Annotated in this window: 18 protein-coding genes; 8 read left to right on the forward strand and 10 right to left on the reverse strand. The window is 71.7% G+C overall.

Annotation, left to right across the window (positions count from 1 at the left end; genetic code table 11):
• The coding region (locus C1I92_RS21875) for an integrase core domain-containing protein (protein ID WP_146605141.1) at positions 1-115 on the forward strand (115 nt) is incomplete at its 5' end.
• Positions 116-342: 227 nt separating this feature from the next.
• Positions 343-1611 carry an MFS transporter gene (locus C1I92_RS21880; protein ID WP_111256776.1) on the forward strand — a complete coding sequence of 423 codons (1269 nt, stop codon included), beginning with the start codon at positions 343-345 and terminating at the stop codon, positions 1609-1611.
• A gap of 238 nt (positions 1612-1849) precedes the next feature.
• Here the strand turns inward: C1I92_RS21880 and C1I92_RS21885 are convergent, their stop codons facing one another.
• From C1I92_RS21885 to C1I92_RS21900, 4 genes are read right to left on the reverse strand one after another with little or no spacing between them, the layout of a single operon-like run.
• Entirely contained in the window at positions 1850-3001 is a 1152-nt protein-coding gene (locus C1I92_RS21885) for a Wadjet anti-phage system protein JetD domain-containing protein (RefSeq protein WP_111256777.1), read from the reverse strand.
• Positions 3002-3005: 4 nt separating this feature from the next.
• Positions 3006-6401 (reverse strand): ATP-binding protein, encoded by a 3396-nt coding sequence (locus tag C1I92_RS21890; RefSeq protein ID WP_111256778.1) that lies wholly within the window; start codon positions 6399-6401, stop codon positions 3006-3008.
• Entirely contained in the window at positions 6394-6930 is a 537-nt protein-coding gene (locus C1I92_RS21895; RefSeq protein WP_199521471.1) for a DUF4194 domain-containing protein, read from the reverse strand. Before C1I92_RS21895 ends, C1I92_RS21890 begins: the two co-directional genes overlap by 8 nt.
• Before the next feature lie 44 nt (positions 6931-6974).
• Complete coding sequence (locus C1I92_RS21900; RefSeq protein ID WP_111256780.1) at positions 6975-8420, reverse strand: DUF3375 domain-containing protein; 1446 nt, start codon at positions 8418-8420, stop codon at positions 6975-6977.
• Between the two features lie 115 nt (positions 8421-8535).
• Between C1I92_RS21900 and C1I92_RS21905 the strand changes: the two genes are divergently transcribed.
• Entirely contained in the window at positions 8536-9897 is a 1362-nt protein-coding gene (locus tag C1I92_RS21905) for an aspartate aminotransferase family protein (protein WP_111256781.1), read from the forward strand.
• On the opposite strand, the gene C1I92_RS21910 is transcribed toward C1I92_RS21905, so the two are convergent.
• Both C1I92_RS21910 and C1I92_RS21915 read right to left on the reverse strand, forming a co-directional pair.
• Complete coding sequence (locus C1I92_RS21910) at positions 9863-11428, reverse strand: SagB/ThcOx family dehydrogenase (RefSeq protein ID WP_111256782.1); 1566 nt, start codon at positions 11426-11428, stop codon at positions 9863-9865. The two genes, C1I92_RS21905 and C1I92_RS21910, sit on opposite strands and share 35 nt — an antisense overlap.
• The gene (locus C1I92_RS21915; protein WP_111256783.1) at positions 11425-14874 is read right to left on the reverse strand and encodes a bifunctional proline dehydrogenase/L-glutamate gamma-semialdehyde dehydrogenase; all 3450 of its coding nucleotides are present in this window, start codon (positions 14872-14874) and stop codon (positions 11425-11427) included. Before C1I92_RS21915 ends, C1I92_RS21910 begins: the two co-directional genes overlap by 4 nt.
• A 92-nt stretch (positions 14875-14966) precedes the next feature.
• Here C1I92_RS21915 and C1I92_RS21920 point away from each other — a divergent pair, with 92 nt between their 5' ends.
• A complete protein-coding gene (locus C1I92_RS21920) occupies positions 14967-15875 on the forward strand; it encodes a LysR substrate-binding domain-containing protein (protein WP_111256784.1) in 909 nt (302 codons plus the stop codon).
• Between the two features lie 30 nt (positions 15876-15905).
• Positions 15906-16538, forward strand: coding sequence for a VOC family protein (locus tag C1I92_RS21925; RefSeq protein ID WP_111256785.1), 633 nt, complete (start codon positions 15906-15908; stop codon positions 16536-16538).
• Here C1I92_RS21925 and C1I92_RS21930 read toward each other — a convergent pair.
• Both C1I92_RS21930 and C1I92_RS21935 read right to left on the reverse strand, forming a co-directional pair.
• Positions 16528-17697: an MFS transporter gene (locus tag C1I92_RS21930; RefSeq protein ID WP_111256786.1), complete on the reverse strand. Its 1170-nt coding sequence runs from the start codon at positions 17695-17697 to the stop codon at positions 16528-16530. The genes C1I92_RS21925 and C1I92_RS21930 overlap by 11 nt on opposite strands.
• A gap of 67 nt (positions 17698-17764) precedes the next feature.
• On the reverse strand, positions 17765-18169 hold the full coding sequence (locus C1I92_RS21935) for a hypothetical protein (RefSeq protein WP_111256787.1): 405 nt from the start codon (positions 18167-18169) through the stop codon (positions 17765-17767).
• Between the two features lie 113 nt (positions 18170-18282).
• Between C1I92_RS21935 and C1I92_RS21940 the strand changes: the two genes are divergently transcribed.
• Genes C1I92_RS21940 through C1I92_RS21950 form a run of 3 tightly spaced genes read left to right on the forward strand, consistent with a single transcriptional unit; the run spans position 18283 to position 20342 of the window.
• Positions 18283-18696: a DUF1761 domain-containing protein gene (locus tag C1I92_RS21940; protein WP_111256788.1), complete on the forward strand. Its 414-nt coding sequence runs from the start codon at positions 18283-18285 to the stop codon at positions 18694-18696.
• A gap of 26 nt (positions 18697-18722) precedes the next feature.
• Positions 18723-19085, forward strand: a complete 363-nt coding sequence (locus C1I92_RS21945; protein WP_111256789.1) for a YciI family protein — start codon at positions 18723-18725, stop codon at positions 19083-19085.
• Between the two features lie 36 nt (positions 19086-19121).
• Complete coding sequence (locus tag C1I92_RS21950; RefSeq protein ID WP_111256790.1) at positions 19122-20342, forward strand: RNA polymerase sigma factor; 1221 nt, start codon at positions 19122-19124, stop codon at positions 20340-20342.
• On the opposite strand, the gene C1I92_RS21955 is transcribed toward C1I92_RS21950, so the two are convergent.
• Positions 20326-22470: an MMPL family transporter gene (locus C1I92_RS21955; protein ID WP_111256791.1), complete on the reverse strand. Its 2145-nt coding sequence runs from the start codon at positions 22468-22470 to the stop codon at positions 20326-20328. The two genes, C1I92_RS21950 and C1I92_RS21955, sit on opposite strands and share 17 nt — an antisense overlap.
• A gap of 233 nt (positions 22471-22703) precedes the next feature.
• Positions 22704-22961 carry a WhiB family transcriptional regulator gene (locus C1I92_RS21960; protein WP_111256804.1) on the reverse strand — a complete coding sequence of 86 codons (258 nt, stop codon included), beginning with the start codon at positions 22959-22961 and terminating at the stop codon, positions 22704-22706.
• Positions 22962-23091: the final 130 nt, after the last annotated feature.

A 23091-nucleotide genomic window follows, 5' to 3' on the forward strand; every position in this document is an offset into this window, starting at 1 on the left:
CACAAACGACGAACGCACCGCCGCACTTGCACCCTGGCTCGAGCACTACAACACTGAACGCCGCCACAGCGCACTCGGAGGACGCCCACCGATCAGCCGCCTGCTACCAACCTGATGGCCGGGTACACCTAGTGCGAGACCAAAAGGTTGATGATCATGAGCATCCACAGTCCGGCAAACGCCGCGAAACGGACGTGCGCGGCCTGACGAGCCGCGGACGTGGGCCGGAGAAGGCCAACGGTTGAAACCCCGCAGCAACCGGGCTAGCGGGGTTCGGGTTGCGGGGCGGGCCGGACGCCTCCATGATCGTCGGCGACCCCTTCCCCGACGAGACGAGCCGACGTGGTGGCGCCCGACACCCTCGCCCGCCCGCCGACCGGCACGCGGGTACTGCTGCCGTCGCTCGCGGTGGTCATGTTCGCCGTCGTCGCGAACTATGCCGCGCTGCTGGGGGTGCTGCTGCCGAACCAGGTCGAGGCGATCGATCCCGATCGCAAGGTCACCAACCTGGCGATCGTCACGTCGGTCTCGTTCGCGTTCACGATCCTCGCCCAGCCGCTCGTCGGCGCGCTGAGCGACCGCACGAGCGGCCGGCTCGGCCGGCGGGCGCCGTGGCTGCTCGGCGGCGCTGTCGTGGCGGCCGGGTTCCTGCTCGGCCTCGGCGGGCTCGGTTCGGTCGCGTGGATCTGCGTGTTCTGGGTGGTCATCCAGTTCGCGCTGAACGCGACCGACGTCGCGGCGTCGGTGACGGTGGCCGACCGGGTCCCGCCGGCCCGCCGCGGCCGGGCGTCGGCGATCCTGGCCGGCGGCGGGATGGCCGGCGCGGCCGCGGGCACGGCGTTCGCCGGCCCGCTCGCGACCAACCATCGCCCGCTCGCCTACACCGTGCTGGGGCTGACGGTGGTCGCGGCCGCGGCGGCGTTCGTGCTGGTCAACCGGCCGACGCTGGAGGAGTTCACGCCGCGGCGGGCGACGGCATGGCGGGAGTTCCCGCGCGAGTTCTGGTTGCGGCCGCGCGAGCACGCCGACTTCCTGAAGGTGTTCGGCTCGCGGCTGCTGTTCGTGCTCGGCTACCAGCTGGTCCTGACCTACCAGCTCTACATCCTGACGGACTATGTGGGGCTCGGCCGCGACGACGCCAACCGGCTCATCGGCCTGCTCATGGTGCTCGGCTTCGCGACGACGGTGGCCGGCATCGTCGTCGGCGGCTGGTGGAGCGACCGGACCGGCCGGCGCACCGGCTTCCTCGCGGCGGCCGCCGGGATCCTCGGGCTGGCGTTGACGGCGCCGCTGGCCTCGCCGTCGACGGCGGCGGTCGTGGTGTTCGCCGTCGTACAGGGCCTGGCCGGCGGACTGTACCTGGCCTGCGGCAACGCACTCGCGATCGACGTGCTGCCGGACCGTGACGCGGCCGCCGGCAAGGACCTCGGCCTCTTCAACGTGGCGGTGAACGTGCCACAGGCGGTCGCGCCGCCGATCGCGGCGCTGGTCATCCATGTGTTCGACGGCTACCGCGCGTTGTTCGCCGTCGCGCTGCTCAGCGTCGCCGGGTCCGCCGCCCTCGTCGTCCGGGTGCGCCAGACTGGGCGGGAAGGCGGTGAGGCCACATGACACCCGACGAACTGCAGCGGTCCTCGGTAGGCGGACGTGCTGGCGACCTGTGCGCCGTCGGCGCTGTACTCGCCACCGACCGCGTGTCGCTGCAGGCGCGCGGTGGGACGTGCGATACGCGGATTCTGCACATCGGACACACGCGAACTCGCCGTGGTGGACAGCACCACCAAAGTCATGTACATGTCCATCGGCCAGGGAAGCGCAGCCGGTTCCTGGCAGAGGCCGTGGAATGAGTTCAACCCGGCTGGAATGGGAGTCGGCCGGTGGCCCAACCCCAGTCGACTCGCTCTTGCTCCAGCCGTATGCGGTCGCCATGCTGATCGGTCACGAGTTCCTCGTAGAGGACTGCCTCTTCACTGGTCAATCGGTCCAGCCGTGCCCGTGTCGGCGAGTTCTCGACGACCCAGCGGTCTCGGTGAGAGAGCAGGGTCTCTCGGTCCATCAGGAAGGCTGTGGTCTGCGGGAGCCAGGCCCGGAGCCGGCTGAGGATCGCGAAGCCGTGGGTGTCGATGTCGCCCCAGTAGAAGACGTCAGCATCGGTGAGCCAGCGTAGTCGGCCCACTCGGTCGACCTCGAAGCCCTTGCCCCAGATGACGACGCCGTCGGCCGGAACGGGGACCGTCAGGTACGTGATCTCGTTCTCGCACACGACCGTGGTGCGGGTGGTCACGGGGAGGTTGGCCATCTCGTCAGCCCTTGCTGCCAACTCGGTCAGCCCGTCGGGCAATCCAAGACCCGGCGAGAATCGCACCCGGACAAGGTCCGGCTTGGTCCCCAGTCCGAGCCCAGCCAGGAATCCAGCCGCGCTGCCGGGCACGTCGAGGACGGCGGCCAGCACAGCGCGATGCCGTTCGATGAACTTGGTGTCCACACCGGGCGCACTGATCTCGCGCAGATAGGCGCCGGAGTCGCGGTGTGAGACCAGCCACGAGTACGCCGCAAGCATCGCGGGCCACTCCTGGGCGAGGGCGAGCGCCTTGTGTGGATGAGTTAGGACCCACCTGGTGACGGTCGCGTGTGGAGAAGCGAGCGCGAGGATGGACGAGAACCGTCGGGCCTCAGCTTCGACTCCGAGCAGCGCCCATGCCTGATCGAACGACGAGATGATCGCCCGCGTCGGGATTCGGTTGCGACCGATGTGGCGCCCGCCGATCGGAGTCCACTCAAGGGCGTACCGCAGGTCGTTGCGTCGGCCCGCGTCGAGCCGGGTGATCCAGTCGCGTACGGCGGCGAGGTCGTCCCCGATGTCGGAGGCGCGAGGGCCGCGGATTCGGACGTCGATGACGGGGAAGTGGGCTTTGGCGGCGAAGGCTCGCAGCAGGGAGCCGTCGACCCAGCGGCGCTTCACGGTCGAAGCAATGTCGGCGGGCGTCGTCCACGTCGCCATGGGATCAGCCTGCTGCTCGCTCGCGTCGTTCGCGGTACTCCTCGATCGTCATCGTCTGCAGCCGCGACCGAGTGCCGGTCGGGTTGTCCACGAAGCCGATGGCCTTGACGTACGGCTCGATGACGTGGACCTTCTGCAGGGGCGTCACGATCAGGAGTTGCAGACCAAGCTTGGCGAACAGGTCCAACGCGTAGCGGGTCGAGACGTCCGAGCCGCGGCCGAACGCCTCGTCGATCACGGCGAATCGGAAGTCCTTGGACTTCTCCACTCCCCAGTCCAGACCGAACTGATACGACAGGGAAGCCGCCAGGATCGTGTAGGCGAGCTTCTCCTTCTGCCCGCCGGACTTGCCGTCGGAGTCGCTGTAGTGTTCCCACTCCGCGCCGGTCTCGACGTCTTGCTCGGAGGCGGAGAAGACGAACCAGTTGCGCACGTCAGTGACCCGGCGGGTCCACGCCTTGTCGGCGTCCGCGAAGCTCTCCCGGCCGCGGAAGCGCTCGATGATGCGCTTGACGTCCAGAAACCGCTGCTCGGAGTAGTGGTCGTCGTCGGCCGCGAGCGAGTCGTCGGTCGCATTGCGAAGGTCGGCGCGGAACGCCTTCACGTCCTGGTTGTCGGTGCGCTCATGTTCGAGCTGGATGATCCGCCCCGAATTGTAGGGGATCGCGCCCAGAGCGACGTTGATCCGGTCGATGCGGGTGTCGATCTCCTCGGCCTGCCGACGCAGCCAGTTGTTGAACTGGGCGAGCTCGCGGATGGTCTCGGTATTGAGCAGGCGCTTGAACTCGGCCTCATGACGCGGCAGGTCGTCGGTGGCCACCCGCTGGTGGAACGTGACGAAGTCCGCTCGAGCCTCGACCGCGGCATCCATGTCGCTGCGCAGCTCGGGCCACAGGGTCAGCACTGCTTCCATGGCCCTGTTCAGGCTCTGGCCGAAGCGGTTCAGGTCCTGGCCCACGCGTTCGATCCGTTTGTGGAGCTCGTCAGTGAGAGCCGACTCGACCGCGGACCATTCTGCCGAGCGGGTCGGCAGGGCGGCGCCGACCCGCCCGGTCAGCGCTTCGTACGCGGACCGGGCCACAACGAGCAGGTTGGCCTCGTGGCCGGCGACGAACGCGTCGTCGTGCGCCTTCTCCGACCTTGCCCGCTTGACGTCGGCCGCGAGGGTGGCCAGCCGGCCGGTCAGAGTGTCGATCGCGTGCTTGACCGCGGCAGCTTCCTTCTCGTTGCGCTCGAGGGCGTTCTTGATCTCCTCGAGCCGGGACGACCCCGACTCCAGCCTGGTGCGCTCCGCGTCATGGCGGTTCGCGCGATCGTCGGCCTCGGCATGGTCGAGATCGTTCCACGACTGATACTCGGTGAGACGGGCGAACGCAGTCTGCCTTCGCTGGTGATCGGCACGCTCGGTCTCTGCGGTGGCACGCGCGGCCTCGGCAGCGTCGCGGTCGGCGTCCAAGCCGGCCAGCTCCTCGCGCAAGGCGGCGATCTTGCGGTCGTTGGCCCAGCCGAGAACCCACGTGCGGGGGTCGTCGACCCGGGTCCTGTCGTCCTTCTCGTGCCGGTCGCCGGATCGGACCTGGCCCTCGCGCGTGACGGCCCGCCTCTCGGTGCGGAACGCCTGGATGGTGTCGACACAGCGGTAGTCGGCGCGTCTGGTCAGTTCGCCGAGCAGGTACTCGCGGAACGGACCGTCTTTGGCCTCGAGACAGTCGGCCAGCACGAGGGCATCGCCCGTCGGCCGCTGCAGCGGGACCCGACGTGCGGCCACCCGCTCGTAAACCAGCTTCGTTCCGTGCGCCGTGCCACCGCGGCCGCGGTAGGTGAGCCGGCGACCGTTGACCCAGCGGGCGACGGCGTCGTAGTGGTCCTGCTCGACGAGCATGGACAGCGCGAAACCACGCAGCACCCGCTCGGCCGCGCCCCGCCACTCGCTGTGGTCGTCGGTGACGTCCAGGAGTTCCCCGGCGAAGGGGACGTCGTGCGGTGAGAGCCCGAGGTCGTCGCACAGTTGCTCGCGCAGGTCGGTGTGGCTGGCTGGGAGATTGCTCGTGCGCTGCTCGAGGCTGGTCACCTCGTCGGCGACGGCGTCCCGCCGCCGGCCGATCTCCTTGACCTCTCCCGCTAGGTCGGCGACCCGCGCGTTGAGTTCGCGCATCCGGGCGGCGATGGCGGGCTCCGCGTCAGCCACCGTCGCCGACAGAGCCGCGAACTGCTCGGCGTCGGCCACAGGCCGGAGGCCGGCGTCGGCGACCACACCGTCGAAACGCGCCCGGCGGTCTCGTCGGTCGGACGCCTGCTGACGCGCTTCGCGAGCCTGGCGTTCGAGGTCGCCGATCCGATCGCCGCCTTCGCGGGCGCGTTCCTCGATGAGTGCCTCGCGTTCGTCGGACAGCGCCTTGGCACGGTTGTCGGCAGCGGCCTTCTCACCGTTGAGGCCTTCACCGTCGGCCTCTAGGGTGGCGATCTCCGCGGCGAGAAGCTCGCTGCGCTGCTCGGCGACGTAGAGCTTGACCGCGTCGCGCTGCCCGGTGAGCGCTTCGCGTTCGGCCAGACCGGTGTCGTACCTGGCCGTGGTGTCAACGATCGGTTGCAACGCCTCGAGCTGTTCGCGGGCGCGTTTGACGGCGTCATGTGCCTTGGTGAGATCGTCGAAGTGGCTGATGATCTCGTTGACGCGCTGAGTGGAATCCGACGGTTCCAGCATGTGGTCCCGGACGAACTCGTTGAGGTTGCTGACCGACTTCATGGACACGGTCTGGTGGAACAGCTCCAATGCCTGGTCGGACTTGATCCCGAGCAGGCGGCGCAGCGATCGGGCGTAATCGGGGAACACCTTGAAGATCTCGGCGCCGCCGGCCCGGAGCCGCCGGCGCAGATCGTTGAGGTCGGTGCCGAAGTCGGAGAAGTCGTCCTTGACCGACAGGCCTTTCGCCGAGGTCACGAAGAAGCGGTCCGGAGTCGATCGGTCTCGTTGCTGGAAGACCTGGGCCAGCGACACCGTTTCGTCATAGCCGTCGTTGGCGAAGACTCCGAGGATGACCGAGTACGTCGTGCCGCCATCTCGGAGTCCGACGGCGCGGGATTTACCAGAGGCTTCGACGCGCTCGGACTTGTAATGACCCTCCACGTAGCTGCGCAGGGTGCGTTCTTTGGACTCCGCGCCGGCGGCCTTGTTGTACGCGATCTTGTGCGCCGGCAGCAGCAGGGTGGTGATCGCATCGACCAGCGTCGACTTGCCCGAGCCGATGTCCCCAGTCAGTAGCGACGTCTCGCCGTCAGGCGTTAGTCGCCAGATGTACTGGTCGAACGTGCCCCAGTTGAAGACCTCCAGCCGGTGCAGGCGGTAGCCCGCGCGCCCCGGGGCGATGAGTTCCGTAGGGGAGAACAGGCCGTCACTCATCAGAAGCTCCCGCGCCCGCGTACTCCCGCAGCTTTCCGGCGAAGTCCGACAGGGTCTCGGCGTCGATGTATGCCTTGAGGATGCGCCGGACCTCCCAGGTATCGGCCTGCCCGCGCAGTTGGCGCAGGAAGCCCAGCTCGGCTGCCTTCTTGATCGTTGCCGACGCAGTGTCCACCACCCGAGCCTCGTTGGTCGAGTCGGCGAGGAAGAGCCGCAGCATCTCGATGATCTGCTCCGTGGTGAGGACGAGTTTGCCCTCGGCGCCGGACGTCTCGAACTCGACGAGACGCTTGCGGAGCAGCACGAGGAGAAGGGACACGTTGTAGGTCAGCCGACGCCGCCGGACCAGCCGCGGGAGCGGTTCCTCGCCGTCGACGTCAGGCAAGCTGCGTAGATAGGCGTATCCCTCGACGTCGTCGACGACGACCTCGACGCCGATGGCCGCGAAGTGGTCCCGCACCGCGCCCGAGTGGCGCTCCAGGGCGATCCACGAGTCTTCGTCGGACTCGCGGTATACGACTCCTTGCATGAGCCGGATGATCGTCGAACCCGTGGCATGTGCCTCTGGCTCTGTCATCGGCGCGTCACCGTCACCTTCGGTAGCCGGGCGCGTCGACGCCGGCTGGCTGTGCCGTCCTCGTCGCCGGGCACGGTGTAGTCGAGGAGCGTTTCGTCGCTGTCGTCAAGGTCGACCTGGAGATCGTCGTCCTGCAACGCCAGGTAGCCGATGATTTCTGCCGCTCCCTGTTCGATCGGGAAGAACTGAACGATGTCGCTGAGCAGGGCTGAGGAACGTGGGGGCACAAGGGTCCGGATGTTCTCAGCTAGGCGTGCCTGGTCCACGAAAGTCTGGGCGAAGAGGAGACCGGTGTCGAGGTCCTCGTCGGGCACCGGCGGGACGAGGCTTTCGACCTGACTGGCCGGCCTCGCGTCGTAGAGCGGACGATCGAACGGCAGGGCGATCTGGACGCCGGGCTCGTCGACTGCGAGGCCGAACTCGGGCGGCCGTTCGCGAACAGTCAATGCCGTCGTCTCCACGGCTCGCACCAGGTCGAGGACCCGCCGGTTCTCCAGCCACACCTGATCGTCGAGGAAGCGTCTGAGTTGCTCGGATATCTGGCGAACCGTGCGCTGGGCTCGCTCGGCGGCCTCGGACCAGTCGTGGTGGATGGTGCGAAGGCGGGGGTCCTGGATCACGAGCTCGAGAGCCGACACCCGCATGAGCAGCGTGGACAGTTCGTCTTGACGGACCTCGGAGAGCAGGAAGTCATGGAACGCCTGGAAGCTGCGGCCTTGATCGGAGGCGGAGATGTCGGCGCGACTCCCGACGAGGTCGGCCAGGAGCTCGCCCTTGCTGCCATCCCACGTAGCGATCTTCTCGCGGGCCTGCCGGTCGAGGCCGCGGAAGTTCTCCTCCACCTCGCGGAAGTCGGAGAGGAGCTCGCGAGCAGTGGCGGCCACCTGCTGGTAGCGGTCGCGGACACCGGTCGCGTCGAGTAGGCGGATCTCGCCGGCCTCGGCGGCGGCGATCTCCCGGTCGAGCTCGTCGCGGCGGCGGCGCAGTTCGACGAGCCGCTTCTCCGGATCGGTCTCTGAGCCGTGCACGATCTGGCTGAGTAGCTCGACGACGGTGTGCAAACGGGACTCGGTGCCGACGAACGACCGGGTTCGTAGCGATTCCACCCAGGCGAGCGCCTTCTCGAATGCCGGGGTCACCTCGTAGTGGATCTCGTCGGACGCCGGCGGGTAGAAGCGGCGTAGCCACCCGACCTCCGGTGCGGCCCAGTCCTCCAGGTAGGCCAGCGGGGCCTTCGGGAACCGCGGGTCGTCAGGGTCTGCGTTGAGGGCGTACAACGCGTCGTCCAGGGCGGAGGCGACCTCGCCGGCGGCCGTGGCGCCGCGATTCCCCTCGACGAAGAAGTCGCCGAGGAAGGACAGAATCAGCGGCGCGTTGGCAGCTCGGAGCAGCCGCCACGCGGGGTGACGGTCGCGCAGAGCGTCGATCGCATCGAACTCCATCGCGGTCCTCCTTCCCTTGGGCACTGAGCCTAGGACGGAGGTCCGACACAATCCGGCAAGGGACGGCCGGACGCACTCTCGTCTTGCGTCAGACTGGACAGCGAGGTGAGGCGACATGACCACGACCCACGACGAGTTGCAGCGGTCCGCGGCGGACCACCTGCTGCTGCACTTCTCCAAGCAGCGGCTCGACGACCTGCTGGTGCTCGAGCGCGGTGAGGGACCGTACGTTTTCGACACCCGCGGCCGTCGCTACGTCGACGCCCTGTCCAGCCTGTTCTGCGCCCAGCTCGGCTACTCCTACGGCGCCGAGTTCGCCGCGGCGGTCACCGAGCAGCTCACCCGGCTGCCGTTCAACACGAACTGGGCGACGGCGCACCCGCCGGCCATCGAGCTGGCGCAGCGGCTGACCGCGCTCGCGCCGGCCGGGCTGACCCGCGCGTACTTCACCAACGGCGGCTCCGAGGCGGTCGAGGCGGCGTGGAAGCTGGTCCGCGAGCACTACGTCGCGATCGGCCAGCCGCGGCGGACGAAGGCGATCGCCCGCGACGTCGCCTACCACGGGGTGACGCTCGGCGCGCTGGCCCTCACCGGCGTCCCGCGGTTCAAGGACGCCTTCGGCCCGCCGCCCATCGACGTCACGCACGTGTCGAACACCAACGCGTTCCGTGCGCCCGACGGCGCCGACCCGGCCGCGTTCCGCGACCGGCTGCTGGCGGAGGTCGAGGCGGCGATCGTCGCGGCCGGGCCGGACGAGGTCGCGCTGATCGTCGCCGAGCCGGTGCAGAACGCCGGCGGCTGCCTGACGCCACCGCCCGGCTACTGGCGCGGGCTGCGCGAGCTCGCCGACCGGTACGGGATCCTGCTCATGGCCGACGAGGTCATCACCGGCTGCGGCCGGCTGGGCGAGTGGTTCGGCGTCGCCCGCGAGGACGTCACCCCCGACCTCGTCACGGTGGCCAAGGGCATCACGTCCGCCTACGCCCCGATGGGTGCGGTGCTCGCCACCGACCGGGTCGTGGAGCCGCTCGACGCGCGGGTGCTGCGGCACGGCATCACCTTCGGCGGCCACCCGGCCAGCGCGGCCGTCGCCCTGCGCAACCTCGACATCTTCGCCCGCGACGGCGTCCTGGAGAACGTCCGCGCACTGGAGCCGTACCTGCGCGACCGGCTCGGCGACCTGCTCGCGCTGCCGATCGTCGGCGACGTCCGCGGCGCCGGCTTCTTCTGGGCGATCGAGCTGGTGAAGGACGACGCCAACGGCCGGTTCGACCAGGCCGAGCGGGACGCGCTGCTGCGCGGCTACCTGCCCGGCCGGCTGCGGGAGGCGGGGCTGATCGCGCGCGCCGACGACCGCGGCGACGCCGTCCTGCAGATCGCGCCACCGCTGATCAGCGACAACGCGGTGCTCGACGAGATCGTCGGCGGCCTGAGCGACGTGCTCACCGACGCGGGGAAGCGGTTCGCGGCCGCTTGACCCCGAAGACGGTGACGAAGAGGTAGCTCTTGCCGGCCGCGTGCGGGGCGAAGAACTCGACGACCTCCTCGTCGGCCGAGGTGGAGCCGACGGCGCCGAGGCCGAGCGCGTGCGTGCCCAGGTGCAGCTTCCCGGCCTGCAACGCGCTGGTCAGCTGGGCGGCGCGGTAGCCGCGGTTGCCGTACGTCGCCAGCAGCGGCCCGAGGTCGGCCAGCCAGTACGCGTTGACGTGCGCGTCGGCGCAGTACTGCTGGTCGACGGCGATCCGCGCGGCGTCGGCGCGGAAGTCGCCGGCGCGCAGCAGCTCGACCGCGCCACGGTCCGGATGATGCAGGTAGACGCCGGGCGTCAGGCCCTCGACGGCGTTGACGATGAGGTAGCAGTCCAGCGGCGGGCGGACGTCGGCGGCGTAGGCCCGCGACGAACGGTCCAGCAGCGTGGAGAAGTCGCGGAAGCCCAGTTCGGCGTCGAGGTCGTAGTTGCGGGTGGAGCGGCGGCGCAGGATCACATCCTCGACCGGCTCCGCCGGCAGCGCGCCGTCGGGCAGCGGGTCCAACGGGGTGAGCGGCCCGGCCGGCTCCGGGCGCTCCGCGTCGACGGCGCGGGACCGCCAGGCGGCCACGTCAGCCCCGGTGCCCAGCGACGACGCCAGGTGCATCGCCGGGATCGCGGGGAACTCCACCTCGCGCGGCGACACGGGCCGCACCGGCAGGTCCACCGGCGCCAGCTCCGTCACGTCCGGCGCCGGCCGGCCGTCGTGGCCGAGCGCGCACAGCGCCGCGGCCGCCTCGCGGACGCCGTCGACCCCGAGGACGGCGTTCACCTCGTCGTCGGCGAAGCCCAGCAGCAGCTCCGCCGGGATCCCGGCCGACGCTGCCACGGCGAGCGCCTGCGACAGCGACGTGCCCGCGTCCCAGAACGCGTGCCGGTAGGCACGAGCCTTGTACCGCCAGGCGTTGCGCCAGAACGTGCTGGTCACCGCCATGACGACCGGAGCGTCGACACCCAGCGCGGCCCGGACGTCGCCGGAGCGGACCCGGCGCAGGCTGTGGTCGTGCGCGGCGTAGTGGTAGAGGCCGGCGGGCAGGTCGGGGAGGTCGGCGCAGGCGAAGTACAGCTCCAGGTGGTAGCGGGCGCCGGTGCCGCCGGCCGTCCGGTACGTGATCGTCGTGCCGCGGACGGTGACGGTGCGGTCCAGCAGTCCGTTGCTGAGCCGGGCGATCCGCGCCAGTAGCGCGAGGTCCGGCACCGCCGCGTCGCCGACCCCGGACGGCACTCCCTCCCACCGGCCTGGGGCCGCGATCGCGGCCAGCGCCGGGACCGTCGATGGCGGGAACTCGCGCGGGATCGCGATCGGCGCCAGCGTCTCGTACACCTTGAACGGGTACGGCTCGAGGGAGCGGTCCTCCTCCCAGATCGCGTTCTCCAGGTCCGGCGGCGTGCCCATGGCGATGCCGCCGTCGCGGCGCCAGTACCGGGTCGCGGCGTGGAACTCCAGGGCGGCCCGGACGTCGGAGTTGCGCGCGGTCATCGGGCGAGCGTAGCCCCCGCCGCCAGCGGGTCGGGCGAGCCGAAGCGGTGCGCGGTGATGCTGACCGCCTGCTCGTGCAGGAACGGCAGCAGCTCCACCCGGCCGGCCTCGGTCACCGGCTGGGCGTAGACGGCGAGGTCGGGACGGCCGCCGGCCGCCTCGTACAGCGCCGCCGGGTCGCCGCCGAGCAGCCGGACCCGGCCGGTCAGCGTCGCCGCCCGGCGTCGCCACGCCGCGTCCGCCTCGACGGCGACCGTGACGCCCAGCGCCGTCAGCGCCGACGTCACCGCGGCGGGCAGCTCGCCGGCGGCGGACACCGTCACCGGCGCGCCCGCGAGCACGCCGGCCGCGACCACCCGCACCAGGTCGGCGACCGGAGCGGCGGACTCGTGCCGGACCGTCACCGGGTGCGGCCGGTAGCGGAACACGTTCCGCTCCGCGCTCAACCCGGACACGTCGCGGGCCGTCCCGAACTCCGTCCGCCAGGCCGCGGCGTCGCTGTGCAGCGCCCGCTCCAGGCCGTCGACACCGGCCAGCCCTGCGATGCGTGCGGCCGCCAGCAGCGCGGCGGGCCCGGCGGCGAGCGTCGTCCCGGCGGCGGAGGCCGACGCCGGCGCCCAGTCCGTCAGCCCGACGAGGTAGTTCGGGCCGCCTGCCTTGGTTCCGGCGCCGACGGCGGAGCGCTTCCAGCCGCCGAACGGCTGACGCCGGACGATCGCGCCGGTGGTGCCGCGGTTGACGTAGAGGTTGCCGGCCTCGACCCGGTCCAGCCAGGTCGCCAGATCGCCGGCGTCGCGGGTGTGCAGGCCGGCGGTGAGGCCGTACGCGACCCGGTTCTGCTGCGCGATCGCCTCCTCCAGCGTCGCCGCCGTCATGATGCCGAGCACCGGGCCGAAGTACTCGGTCAGGTGGTACTCCGAGCCGTCGGCGACGCCGACCTTGACCCCCGGCGTCCACAGCCGGCCCTCGTCGTCGAGCTGCCGGGGCCGGATCACCCACGACTCGCCCGGGCCGAGCGTCGTCAGCGCCCGCAGCAGCTTCCCGTCCGCCGGGCCGATCAGCGGCCCCATCTGGCTCGTCGGATCCGAGGGCAGCCCGACCTTCAGCGACGTGACCGCGTCGACCAGCTGGTCGCGGAACCGGCGCGACCGCGCCACCGACCCGACCAGGATCACCAGCGACGCCGCCGAGCACTTCTGCCCCGCGTGCCCGAACGCGGAGTACACGACGTCGCGGACGGCGAGGTCGATGTCGGCGCTGGGGGTGACGACGATCGCGTTCTTGCCGCTGGTCTCGGCCAGCAGCGGCAGGTCGGTGCGGAACGAGCGGAACAGCTCGGCGGTCTCGTACGCGCCGGTCAGGATGAGCCGGCCGACGCGCGGGTCGGACACCAGCGCCCGGCCCAGTGCGGACTCGCCGACGCGCACCAGCCGCAGCACGTCGCGCGGCACCCCGGCCGCCCACAGCGCCTCGGCCAGCACCGCGCCGCAGCGCACCGCCTGCGACGCCGGCTTCAGCACGACGGCGGAACCGGCCGCCAGCCCCGCGAGCGTCGACCCGGCGGGGATCGCGACCGGGAAGTTCCACGGCGGCGTGACGACCGTCAGCGGCACCGGCCGGCGGACCGCGCCGTCGACCTCGTCCAGCTCCTCGGCCAGGCTCGCGTAGTAGTTCGCGAAGTCGATCGCCTCGGAGACCTCGGGGTCGCCCTGGTCCAGCGTCTTGCCCGCCTCGGACGCCATCACCTCCAGCAGCTCGGCGCGGCGCCGCTCCAGCTCGACGGCGGCCCGGCGCAGCACCGCGCCCCGCTCCGCGCCGGTGAGCGAGCCCCAACCCCGTCCGGCCGCCTCGGCCGACCCGAGCACGGCGTCCAGCGCGTCCGCCGTCCGCACGACCGCCGCCTCGGCGGTGGCCACGCCGGCCGTGCTGTCCTGCACCCGGGCGAGGATGTCGCGGCTCCACGCCACGTTGCCCGGCAGCGCGGGGTCGGTGTCGGGGACGTTCGCGAACTCGGTCTGCACGGCGTCGCCGATCGGCAGCCGGCGGTCCTGGACGCGGTGCGGCCGCGGCACCGAGCGGTCCAGCGCCCGCAGCGAGGCGAGGAACCGGTCCCGCTCGCGGGCGAAGAGCTCCTCGTGGTCGTGCAGCCCGGCCAGCGCGGACAGGAAGTTCTCCGAGCTCGCGCCCTCCTCCAGCCGGCGGACCAGGTAGGCGATCGCGACGTCGAACTCGCGCGGGTGCACGACCGGCGTGTAGAGGCGGACCTTGCCGACCTCGCGGCGGACGACCTCGGCCTGACCTTGCGCCATGCCGAGCAGCATCTCGACCTCGACGCCGTCGCGGACCCCGCGCCGGCCGGCCAGCAGCCAGGCGAACGCGAGGTCGAACAGGTTGTGCCCGGCCACGCCGATGTGCACGTTGCCGATGTGCTCGGGCCGCAGTGCGTAGTCGAGCAGCCGCTTGTAGTTCGTGTCGGTCTCCTGCTTGCTGTGCCAGGTGGCCAGCGGCCAGCCGCGCAGCGACGCCTCGACCCGCTCCATCGGCAGGTTCGCGCCCTTGACGACGCGCACCTTGATCGGCGCGCCGCCGCGGGCCCGGCGCGCGGCCGCCCACTCCTGCAGCCGGATCATCGTCGCCAGCGTGTCCGGCAGGTAGGCCTGCAGGACGATGCCGGCCTCCAGGCCCTCGAACTCGGGCCGGTCCAGCAGCGTCGTGAAGACGGCCGTCGTCAGCTCGAGGTCGCGGTACTCCTCCATGTCGAGGTTGACGAACGTCGAAGCGGCGGCGGCCCGCCGGTACAGCGGGGTGAGCGCCTCGACGACGTGCGCGACGGTGTCGTCGAACGCCCACGCCGAGTGCGGCGCCACCGTGGAGGACACCTTCACCGACACGTAGTCGACGTCGGGCCGGTCCAGCAGGCGCAGCGTGCCGTCGAGCCGGCGGTTCGCCTCGCGCTCGCCGAGCACCGCCTCGCCGAGCAGGTTGACGTTGAGCCGGGCGCCGCCACGCCGGATTCTGGTGATCGCCCGGCCCAGCTTGGCCGGCCGCGCGTCGACGACGAGGTGGCCGACCATCTCGCGCAGCGCCCGCCGCGCGACCGGCACGACCAGGCCGGGCGCGACCCGTCCGGCCAGCCCGCCGGCCTTGACCGCCAGCCGGAGGTGAGCGGGCAGGAACGCGGGGACGTCCGCGGCCAGGTCGCGCAGGGCCCGGGCCGCCACCGCGGGGTCCTCGGGCCGGATCACGCCGTCGACGAAGCCGACCGCGAACGGCAGCCCCTTGGGATCGGCGAGGACCTGGGACAGCCGTTGCGCGGCGGCGCTCGCGGGGTGCCGGGCGGACTCGTCCAGCCAGCGGCGGACGGTCGCGACGACCTCGTCGGAGAGCGCCAGCAGCTCGTCGACACCGCCGGTGCGCGGGTCCGTCTCGTTCCAGGTCACGGCCATATCCACAGTCTGGTCACCCATTGGCGTAAGGTAAAGCGATGTTTTCTGACTGATACTCCTCACATCTGCTTACCGTTTGGCGGGAGGCCCTCATGCTCGACGTCCGTCGGCTGCGGCTGCTCCGCGAGCTCGCCGTCCGGGGCACGATCGCCGACGTCGCCGCGGCCCTGCACCAGAGCCCGTCGTCGGTGTCTCAGCAGCTCACACTGCTGGAGCGGGAGGCAGGGGTCCCGTTACTGCGCAAGGTCGGCCGGCGGCTGCAGCTGACCCCGCAGGCGGAGATCCTGGTCGAGCACACGGCCGCGGTGCTGCAGCGGCTGGAGGAGGCGGAGTCGGACCTGCGCGCGTCGCTGCAGGAGGCGACCGGGACCGTCCGCATCGCCGTCTTCCAGTCCGCCGCGCTCGCGCTGATGCCGGACCTGCTGCACACGCTGGCGCAGCGGCACCCGCGGCTGCGCGTCACGATGACCCAGCGCGAGCCCGAGACCGCGCTGATGGAGACGTTCGCCCGCGACTTCGACCTCGTCGTCGCCGAGCAGTACCCGAACCACGCCGCGCCCTGGCACCCGGAGCTGGACCGGGTCGGGCTCACCCGCGACGCGCTCCGGCTGGCCGTCCCGCCCGGTCCGGAGTGGGCGCACATCACCGCGCTCGGCGACACCGCCGGGCTGCCATGGGTGGCCGAACCGCACGGCGCGGCGTCGCGGCACTTCGCAGAGCAGGCCTGCCGGCAGGCCGGCTTCGAGCCGGATGTCCGGTTCGAGACCGCCGACCTCACCGCGCAGATCGAGCTGATCGAGACCGGCAACGCCGTCGCGCTGATCCCGGACCTCATGTGGGCGCGGCGGTCGCCTCAGGTGCGGCTCGTCGACCTCGACGGCGTGCCGCACCGCACCGTGTTCACCGCCGCCCGCCGGTCGATGGCGCAGCGCCCGTCGATCCTGGCCTGCCGCGAGGCGCTCGCCGCCGCCGTCGCGAAGGGCGGCCGCGGGGGAGGGTAATTCGGGGGTGCGCGCGGCTACCGTGAGGCCATGCGCAGGTTGCGAGGGCGGCCCCGCTACGCCGACGTCCTGACGCCCGCCGAGTGGCGGGTGGTCGACGGTGTGCGGCACGGGATGACCAACCGGCAGATCGCCGACCGGCGCGGCACCAGTGTCGACGCGGTGAAGTTCCACGTCGCGAACGCGCTGGCCAAGCTCGGCCTGCCGGACCGCCGGGCGCTGCGGCACTGGGACGGCGTCCCGGCCGCCAGCGCGCTTGCCATCAGGGAGGACGTCATGACCACCACTACTGACCTGAAGCTCGGCCCCATCGGCCAGATCGCGCGGCCCACCTCGGACATCGGCGCGGCCGTCGCCTGGTACCGCGACGTGCTCGGGCTGCCGCACCTCTACACGTTCGGCGACCTCGCGTTCTTCGACTGCGGCGGCACCCGGCTGTTCCTCGTCGCCGGTGACGAGGGCGCCGGCGCCGCCGCGTCGGTCCTCTACTTCCGCGTCGACGACATCCACGCCGCGCACCGCGAGCTGACCGCCCGCGGGGTCGCGTTCACCGACGCGCCGCACCTGATCCACCGGCACGACTCGGGGATGGAGGAGTGGATGGCCTTCTTCGCCGACCTCGACGGCCAGCCGCTGGCTCTGATGGCGCAGGTCACGCCGTGACCCGCCGCTCGCGCCGGGCCGACGGCAGTGCGGGCAGCAGCAGGGCGGCGGCCAGCACGAACACCGCCGGGTAGCCCGCGCCGGCGGCGACGATCCCGGCGCCGGCCGCGCCCACGGCCATGCCGACGTCGTAGGCGGCGTTCCAGATGGCGCTGACGGCGCCGTAGCCGTCCGGCGAGACGCGCGTGTACATGAGCGCCAGCGTCGCGTTCTGCAGCACGCCGAACCCGGCGCCGAACACCGCGGCGCCGGCGACGACGGCCACCGGCGTGCCGGTCGCGCTGATCCCGAGCAGGCCGCCGCCGGCCAGCAGCAGCCCCGGCACCAACAGCCGGCCCTGGCCGTGCCGGTCGCCGAGCCGGCCCGCGATCCAGCGCGCCGCTGTCGACGCGGCCGGCTGCACCAGCAGCGCGGCCGCCGCGACCGAGGCCGACGCCGTGGCCAGCGGCAGGAACGTCACCAGCACGCCCACCGCGACCGTCGACGCCGCGAACACGGCCGCCGGACGCACCAGCCCGGCGTCGCGCAGCCCGGCCAGCACCCCGTGCGTGCGGCCGGCCGACGCCGTCCGCCGGGGCAGGCCGGGCACCGCGACGAGGCTCAGCAGGGTGGCCACGGCGGTGATGGCGAACACCGGTCCCGGGCCCCACTGCGCGGCCGCCCAGACGCCGAACGGCAGCGCGGCCAGCGCGGGCAGCCCGCCGACCACGCCGACCAGCGCCAGACCCTCGCCGCGGCGGTGCTCGGGCAGCAACGCCGCCGTGAGCGCGCCGCCGGCGACGATCGTGACGCCGAAGCCGAGGCCGCGCACGAGGTTCACCGCGACCACGACCGCCAGTCCCGGCGCCGTCAGCAGCACCAGGATGGGCGCGCCGAGCAGCACGAGACCCGCCGTCAGCGCGGCCCGGTACCCGAAGCGGGCGACCAGTCGCGGGGTGGCGACCTCACCGGCGACGGACGCCGCCAGCAGCGCGCCGGTGGCCAGGCCCGCGGCGCCCGCGGATCCGGCCGCCTCGGCGACCATCGGGACGACCGACAGCGGCAGGTAGAAGCCGAGCGACGACCCGACGATCGTGACGAACCGGAGCAGCAGCGCCCGGGTGACCAGGGGCGCGTGGACGACGGGAGCGGCGGCGACGGGGAGCGTGGCGGTGGTCATGCCCCGACGCTAGAGGCGGATCGGTCCGCTCGTGAGAGCCAATCCGGCCGCCGAACACCGGACCGATTCAGGCGCCGGTCGTGGTGCCCTTCGACCGTCCCGGCTTGACCGCGTCGATGATGTGGTCGTCGACCTGGTCGTAGAGGACCGTGCCGGCCCAGACGATGAGCGTGACGAAGATCCAGGTGCCGAAGCCCTCGAGGTAGAACGCGCTGCGGCCGGTGAACAGGTCCGTCAGCAGCAGCCCGACCCAGGTCAGAACCAGCCCGCCGAGGAACGTCGCGCCGGAGGCGTACTTGCGCGCCAGCGACGCCATGGTCCCGCGCAGCAGCATCGTGAAGACGGTGAACAGGATGGTCCCGATCAGCCATCCGGTGAAGGACAGGCTGAACTTGTCGAACAGCGCCGCGGCGAGCATCAGCAGCAGACCGTTCGCCGCGGCGGCGAGCACCAGGCGGATTCCCCACTTCATATCTCGTACTGTGGCGCACTTGGCGACGCGCCGCCACTGACCTGGGATTTTTCCCCGCAAAGATTTTTCTCGCGAAGGCTGTCGAAACGGGACGGGCGCTGCGTCATGGGGGCATGAACATCTCGCTCGACTGGCTGGCGATCGGACTCGCCACGCTCAGCACCATGGTCGTGGGCACCATCTGGTACCGGCCCGCCGTGTTCGGCCGGCGCTGGCAGGCGCTCACCGGCAAGGACCCGAACGCGCCGGCCAACAAGGGGCTGGCCTACGGCGGCTCGTTCCTCGCATCGGCCGTCACCGCGGTCGTGCTGGCCGCCGCTACGGACGTCGCCGGGCGCGACCTGGACCTGGAACCGCTGCCGGCGGCGCTGCTCGCCGCCGCCGCGCTGTGGCTCGGGTTCACGGCCGCCCGGATGCTCGTCCACGACCTGTTCGCCAGCCGCGACTTGCGGATCTGGCTCCTCGACACCTGCTACGAGCTCGCCACGGTGCTCGTGATGGCTGTCATCATCGGACTGCTGGGCTGACCGGCCCGGGAGAGAAGGGAACCACCATGGAGTACATGTTCGTCATCGCCGGCGAGGAGTACCCCGCGCCCGCACCCGGGGAGCCCGGCTTCCAGGAGTACCTGCAGCCCTGGCTCGACTACGCGAAGCGGCTCATGGACGGAGGCCACTGGATCTCCGGCGCCTCGCTGGCGCCGAGCGCGACGGCGACGACGGTGCGCAAGGCGTTCGGCGCCGAGCCGGCCGTCGTCGACGGGCCGTTCATGGAGACGAAGGAGCAGCTCGGCGGCTACTACGTCGTCCGCGCCGCCGACCTGGACGAGGCGCTGGAGCTGGCCGCCGCGATCCCGATCCCGGCCGGGACGGTCGAGGTGCGCCCGCTCGGCTACCGGCCCGACGCGGAACGGTAGACGCTGAGCGACGTCGAGGCCGCGGTCACGCGGCTGATGCGGGAGCAGGGCGGGCACGTGCTCGCCCTGCTGGCCGCGCGGTTCGACGACGTCGACCTGGCCGACGACTGCGTGCAGGACGCGCTGGTCCAGGCGGTCGAGACGTGGACCGCGCAGGGGATCCCGGCCAACCCGCCGGGCTGGCTGTACACCGTCGCGCACAACCGCGCCGTCGACCGGCTGCGGCGGGCGGCGGCGGCCGAGCGGCGGCTGCGCGCCGCCGCGCCGCAGCTGATCCCGTCGCCACTGGACCCGGACGAGGAGCGGGAGGAGCTGGTCGTGGACGAGCGCGAGGTGGGTGACGAGCAGCTGCGGCTGATGCTGCTGTGCTGCCACCCCGCACTGGACCGCGACACGCAGGTGGCACTGACACTGCGGCTGGTCGGCGGGCTCACGACGGCGGAGATCGCGTCGGCGTACCTGGTGCCGGAGCCGACGCTGGCGCAGCGGATCGTCCGGGCCAAGCGGAAGATCCGCGCCGCCGGCATCCCGCTGCGGGTCCCGGCCCGGCTGGAGGAGCGGGTCGGCGCGTTGCTGAGCGTGCTGCTGCTGATCTTCAACGAGGGCTACCTGTCCCGCGGCGGCCACGCCGACGCCGTCCGGGTGGACCTGGCCGACGCCGCGATCGGGCTGACGGAGCGCACGCTGCGGCTGCTGCCCGGCCACCCCGAGGTCGAGGGGCTGCTGGCGCTGCAGCTGTACCACCGGGCCCGGATGTCCGGCCGGCTCGACGCCGCCGGCGACCTCGTCCTGCTGGAACGGCAGGACCGCACCGCCTGGGACGGCGCGCTGATCGCCCGGGCCAACACGCTGCTGGCCCGGGCGCTGGACCGGAACGTCCCCGGTCCCTGCCAGGTGCAGGCGTTCATCGCCTCGCTGCACGCCAACGCGCCGACGGCCGCCGACACCGACTGGCCGGCGATCGCCCACGCCTACACCCGGCTGGCCGAGCTGGCGCCGTCGCCGGTGGTGACGCTGAACCGGGCGGTGGCGATCGCGATGGCCGACGGGCCGCGGGCGGGCCTCGCGGTCCTCGACGGGGCCGGCGGGCTGGAGCGCTACCACCTCTGGCACGCGGCCCGGGCCGAGCTGCTGGCCCGGGCCGGTGAGCCGGAGCGCGCCCGTGAAGGCTTCGAGCGCGCGCTCCGGCTCACCTCGAACCCGGCCGAGCAGCGGCACCTGCGCGGCCGGATCCGCGAGCTCAGTCCGCGGACCTGACCAGCTCACCCTCTCCCGGCGGCGCCGGCTCGTCGCGTCGGTCGCCATGGCCGGGCCACCAGGCCGCGTGGCCGATGAGCGCCGTCAGCGCCGGCGTGAAGAACATCGCCATGACGAACGCGGCGACGAAGATGCCGAACGAGATGGCGAAGCCCATCGAGACCAGCAGCGCGTTGCCGCCCAGCATCAGCGAGGCGAACGTGCCGGCGAGGATCAGGCCGGCCGCGGCGACCGTCGGACCGGCGTGCCGGACCGCCATGGCGGCGGCGTCACGCGGCTCCATGCCGTTGCGGGCCTCCTCGCGCAGCCGGGCCACCATGAGGATGTTGTAGTCGGTGCCCAGCGCCACGACGAACAGATAGATGTAGATGGGCAGCATGAAGATCAGCCCGTCCTCACCCTGGATCGTCTGGAACAGCAGCACCGACGCGCCCAGCGTCGCGCCGAAGCCCAGGCCCACCGACGCCATGAGGTACCAGGGCGCGACCAGGCTGCGCAGCAGCACGGCCAGGATGATCATGATGATCAGCGCGGCCACCGGGAACACGACGGAGTAGTCGCGGTTCATCGCGTCCTGCAGGTCGACGAAGACCGACGTGGTGCCGCCGACCAGCGCTTCGGTGCCCTCCGGCGCGGCATCGTGCGCGGTGTCGCGGATGGGTCCCTCGACGTTGGCCATCGCGGCGTCGGAGGTGGGGTCGTCGGCCAGCACCACGCTGTAGATCACGGTGGTCTCGTCCGGCGACGGCTGCGGCTCCGCGACCTGAGCGACACCGGTGGCGCCGGCCAGCGCGTCGCCGAACGCGGTCTGGTCCGCCGCGCTGATCGCGTTGCCGTCGGTGCTGTGCAGGAACACCGACGTCGGATCGGTCGCGCCCGGCGGCAGGCCCTTCTCCAACGTCTCCAACGCCACCGTGGACTCCGCGGTGGCCGGCACACCGGTGTCGGACAGGTCGAACGTCGGCTTGAACCCGAGCGCCAGCACCGCCAGCGCGGCCAGCACCAGCCCGGACACGAGGGCGAACCGGACCGGGTGCCGGCCGAGCGAGTCGCCGATGGCGCCGAACCGGGCCGCCTTCGGCTCGTTCTTCCACGCCTTCGACGGCCAGAACACCTTGGTGCCCAGCAGCGACACGATCGCCGGGACCAGCGTCAGCGCGGCGAGGACGGTGACGGCGACCGCGATCGCCAGCGCGGGGCCGATCGAGCGGAAGATGCCCAGCGAGGACAGCACCAGTGCCATGAACGCGACGATGACGGCGCCACCGGCCGAGGCGATCGCCTCGCCGGCCCGTTCGATCGCGTGCGTGACGGCGGTCTTGCTGTCCAGCCCCTGTCGCAGCGCCTCGCGGTAGCGGAACAGGAAGAACAGGATGTAGTCGGTGCCGATGCCGTACAGCACCACGATCAGGATGACCGTGATGGAGGAGTCGGCCTGCAGGTCGAAGGCCTCGTTCGCGAACGCGATCAGGCCGGTGGCCACCTGCGAGAGGATGCCGACCACGATGATCGGCATGAGCGCGATGATCGGGCTGCGGAAGATGACCAGCAGCAGGCCGATGATCAGCACGATCGTCACGATCCCGACGATCGCCTCAGCGTTGGAGGCGGCCTCCTGCGAGTCCAGGTTCTGCGCGGCCGACCCGGTGACGCCCATGTTCAGCCCGGTGCCCTCGAGCAGCGGCTCGGCCTCTTCACGCAGGTCGCGGACGCTGTCGGTCAGCTCCTCGCCGAACGGGTCGGCGTCCTGCCCCAGGCTGATGATCGACGTCTGCACCAGCCGGTTCTCCGACGGCGGGCTCGGCGTGAAGTCGCCGAACTCCGGCAGGTTCAGGTCGGCCAGCTCGCCGGTGATCCGCTCGACGGTGGCTTCGTCGTCGGCGGTCAGCTCCGCGCCGTCGTCACGGTCGAACACCATGATCGCGGCGATCTCGGTGCGGTCGGGGAACGCATCGGCCTGCAACTCGGCGGCCCGGATGGATTCGTAGTGATCAGGCAGGAACTCGGCCTCGTCGGTGGTGGAGGTGAGTGCGGGTGCGGTGGCGATCACAGCGACCGCCAGCACGACCCACGCGACGATGACCTGCCACGGGTGTCGGGCCACGTAACGGCCCAGCGAAGCAAACATGCGACCAAGTATCGACCGCTGGTCTGACATCCGTCTGACACTTGCCTGACACGGCGTGCCCCGCCGGATCCGCGGAATGCGGCGGGTGCCGGAGATCGGTGGGGGATATTTCTGTGGTGCGGGTCACATTCATCTCGTCCGGTACGAGAGGCGTGACTTCGCTCATTTCTGAGCTTGTGCGCGGTGAGTCTCGGGGGTGGGTCCCGGGGGAGTGGCGGTCTGGCCGGCCGCGGTCAGCGGCGCGACCAGCCCCGCTCCGCCTCCGTCAGCCCGCCCCAGATGCCGTACCGCTCCGGAAGGGCCGAGGCGGCCTCCCGGCACTGCTGCGCCACCGGGCATGACGTGCAGATGTTCTTCGCGATCTGCTCCCTGGCCCGCAGCGTGCTGCCGCGGCCCTCGGGGTAGAAGAGGTCGGTGTCCATGCCCCGGCAGGCGGCGTACGCCCGCCACGCGTCCCGCAGCTCGAACCAGTCCTCTGCGTACGTGTTCATGTGATCGGCCAACGCGGTCATGCGGCCAGTTCCCCCTTCGCCGTCCTGTCGGAAGATCAGTGCCTTTGATCGACAAGACAGAGATCGACGACGGCTATGACGCGCCTGACGAAGAATTTCTCGAGGAATT

Source organism: Jiangella anatolica (assembly GCF_003236295.1).
In the GTDB taxonomy this organism is placed as follows: domain Bacteria; phylum Actinomycetota; class Actinomycetes; order Jiangellales; family Jiangellaceae; genus Jiangella; species Jiangella anatolica.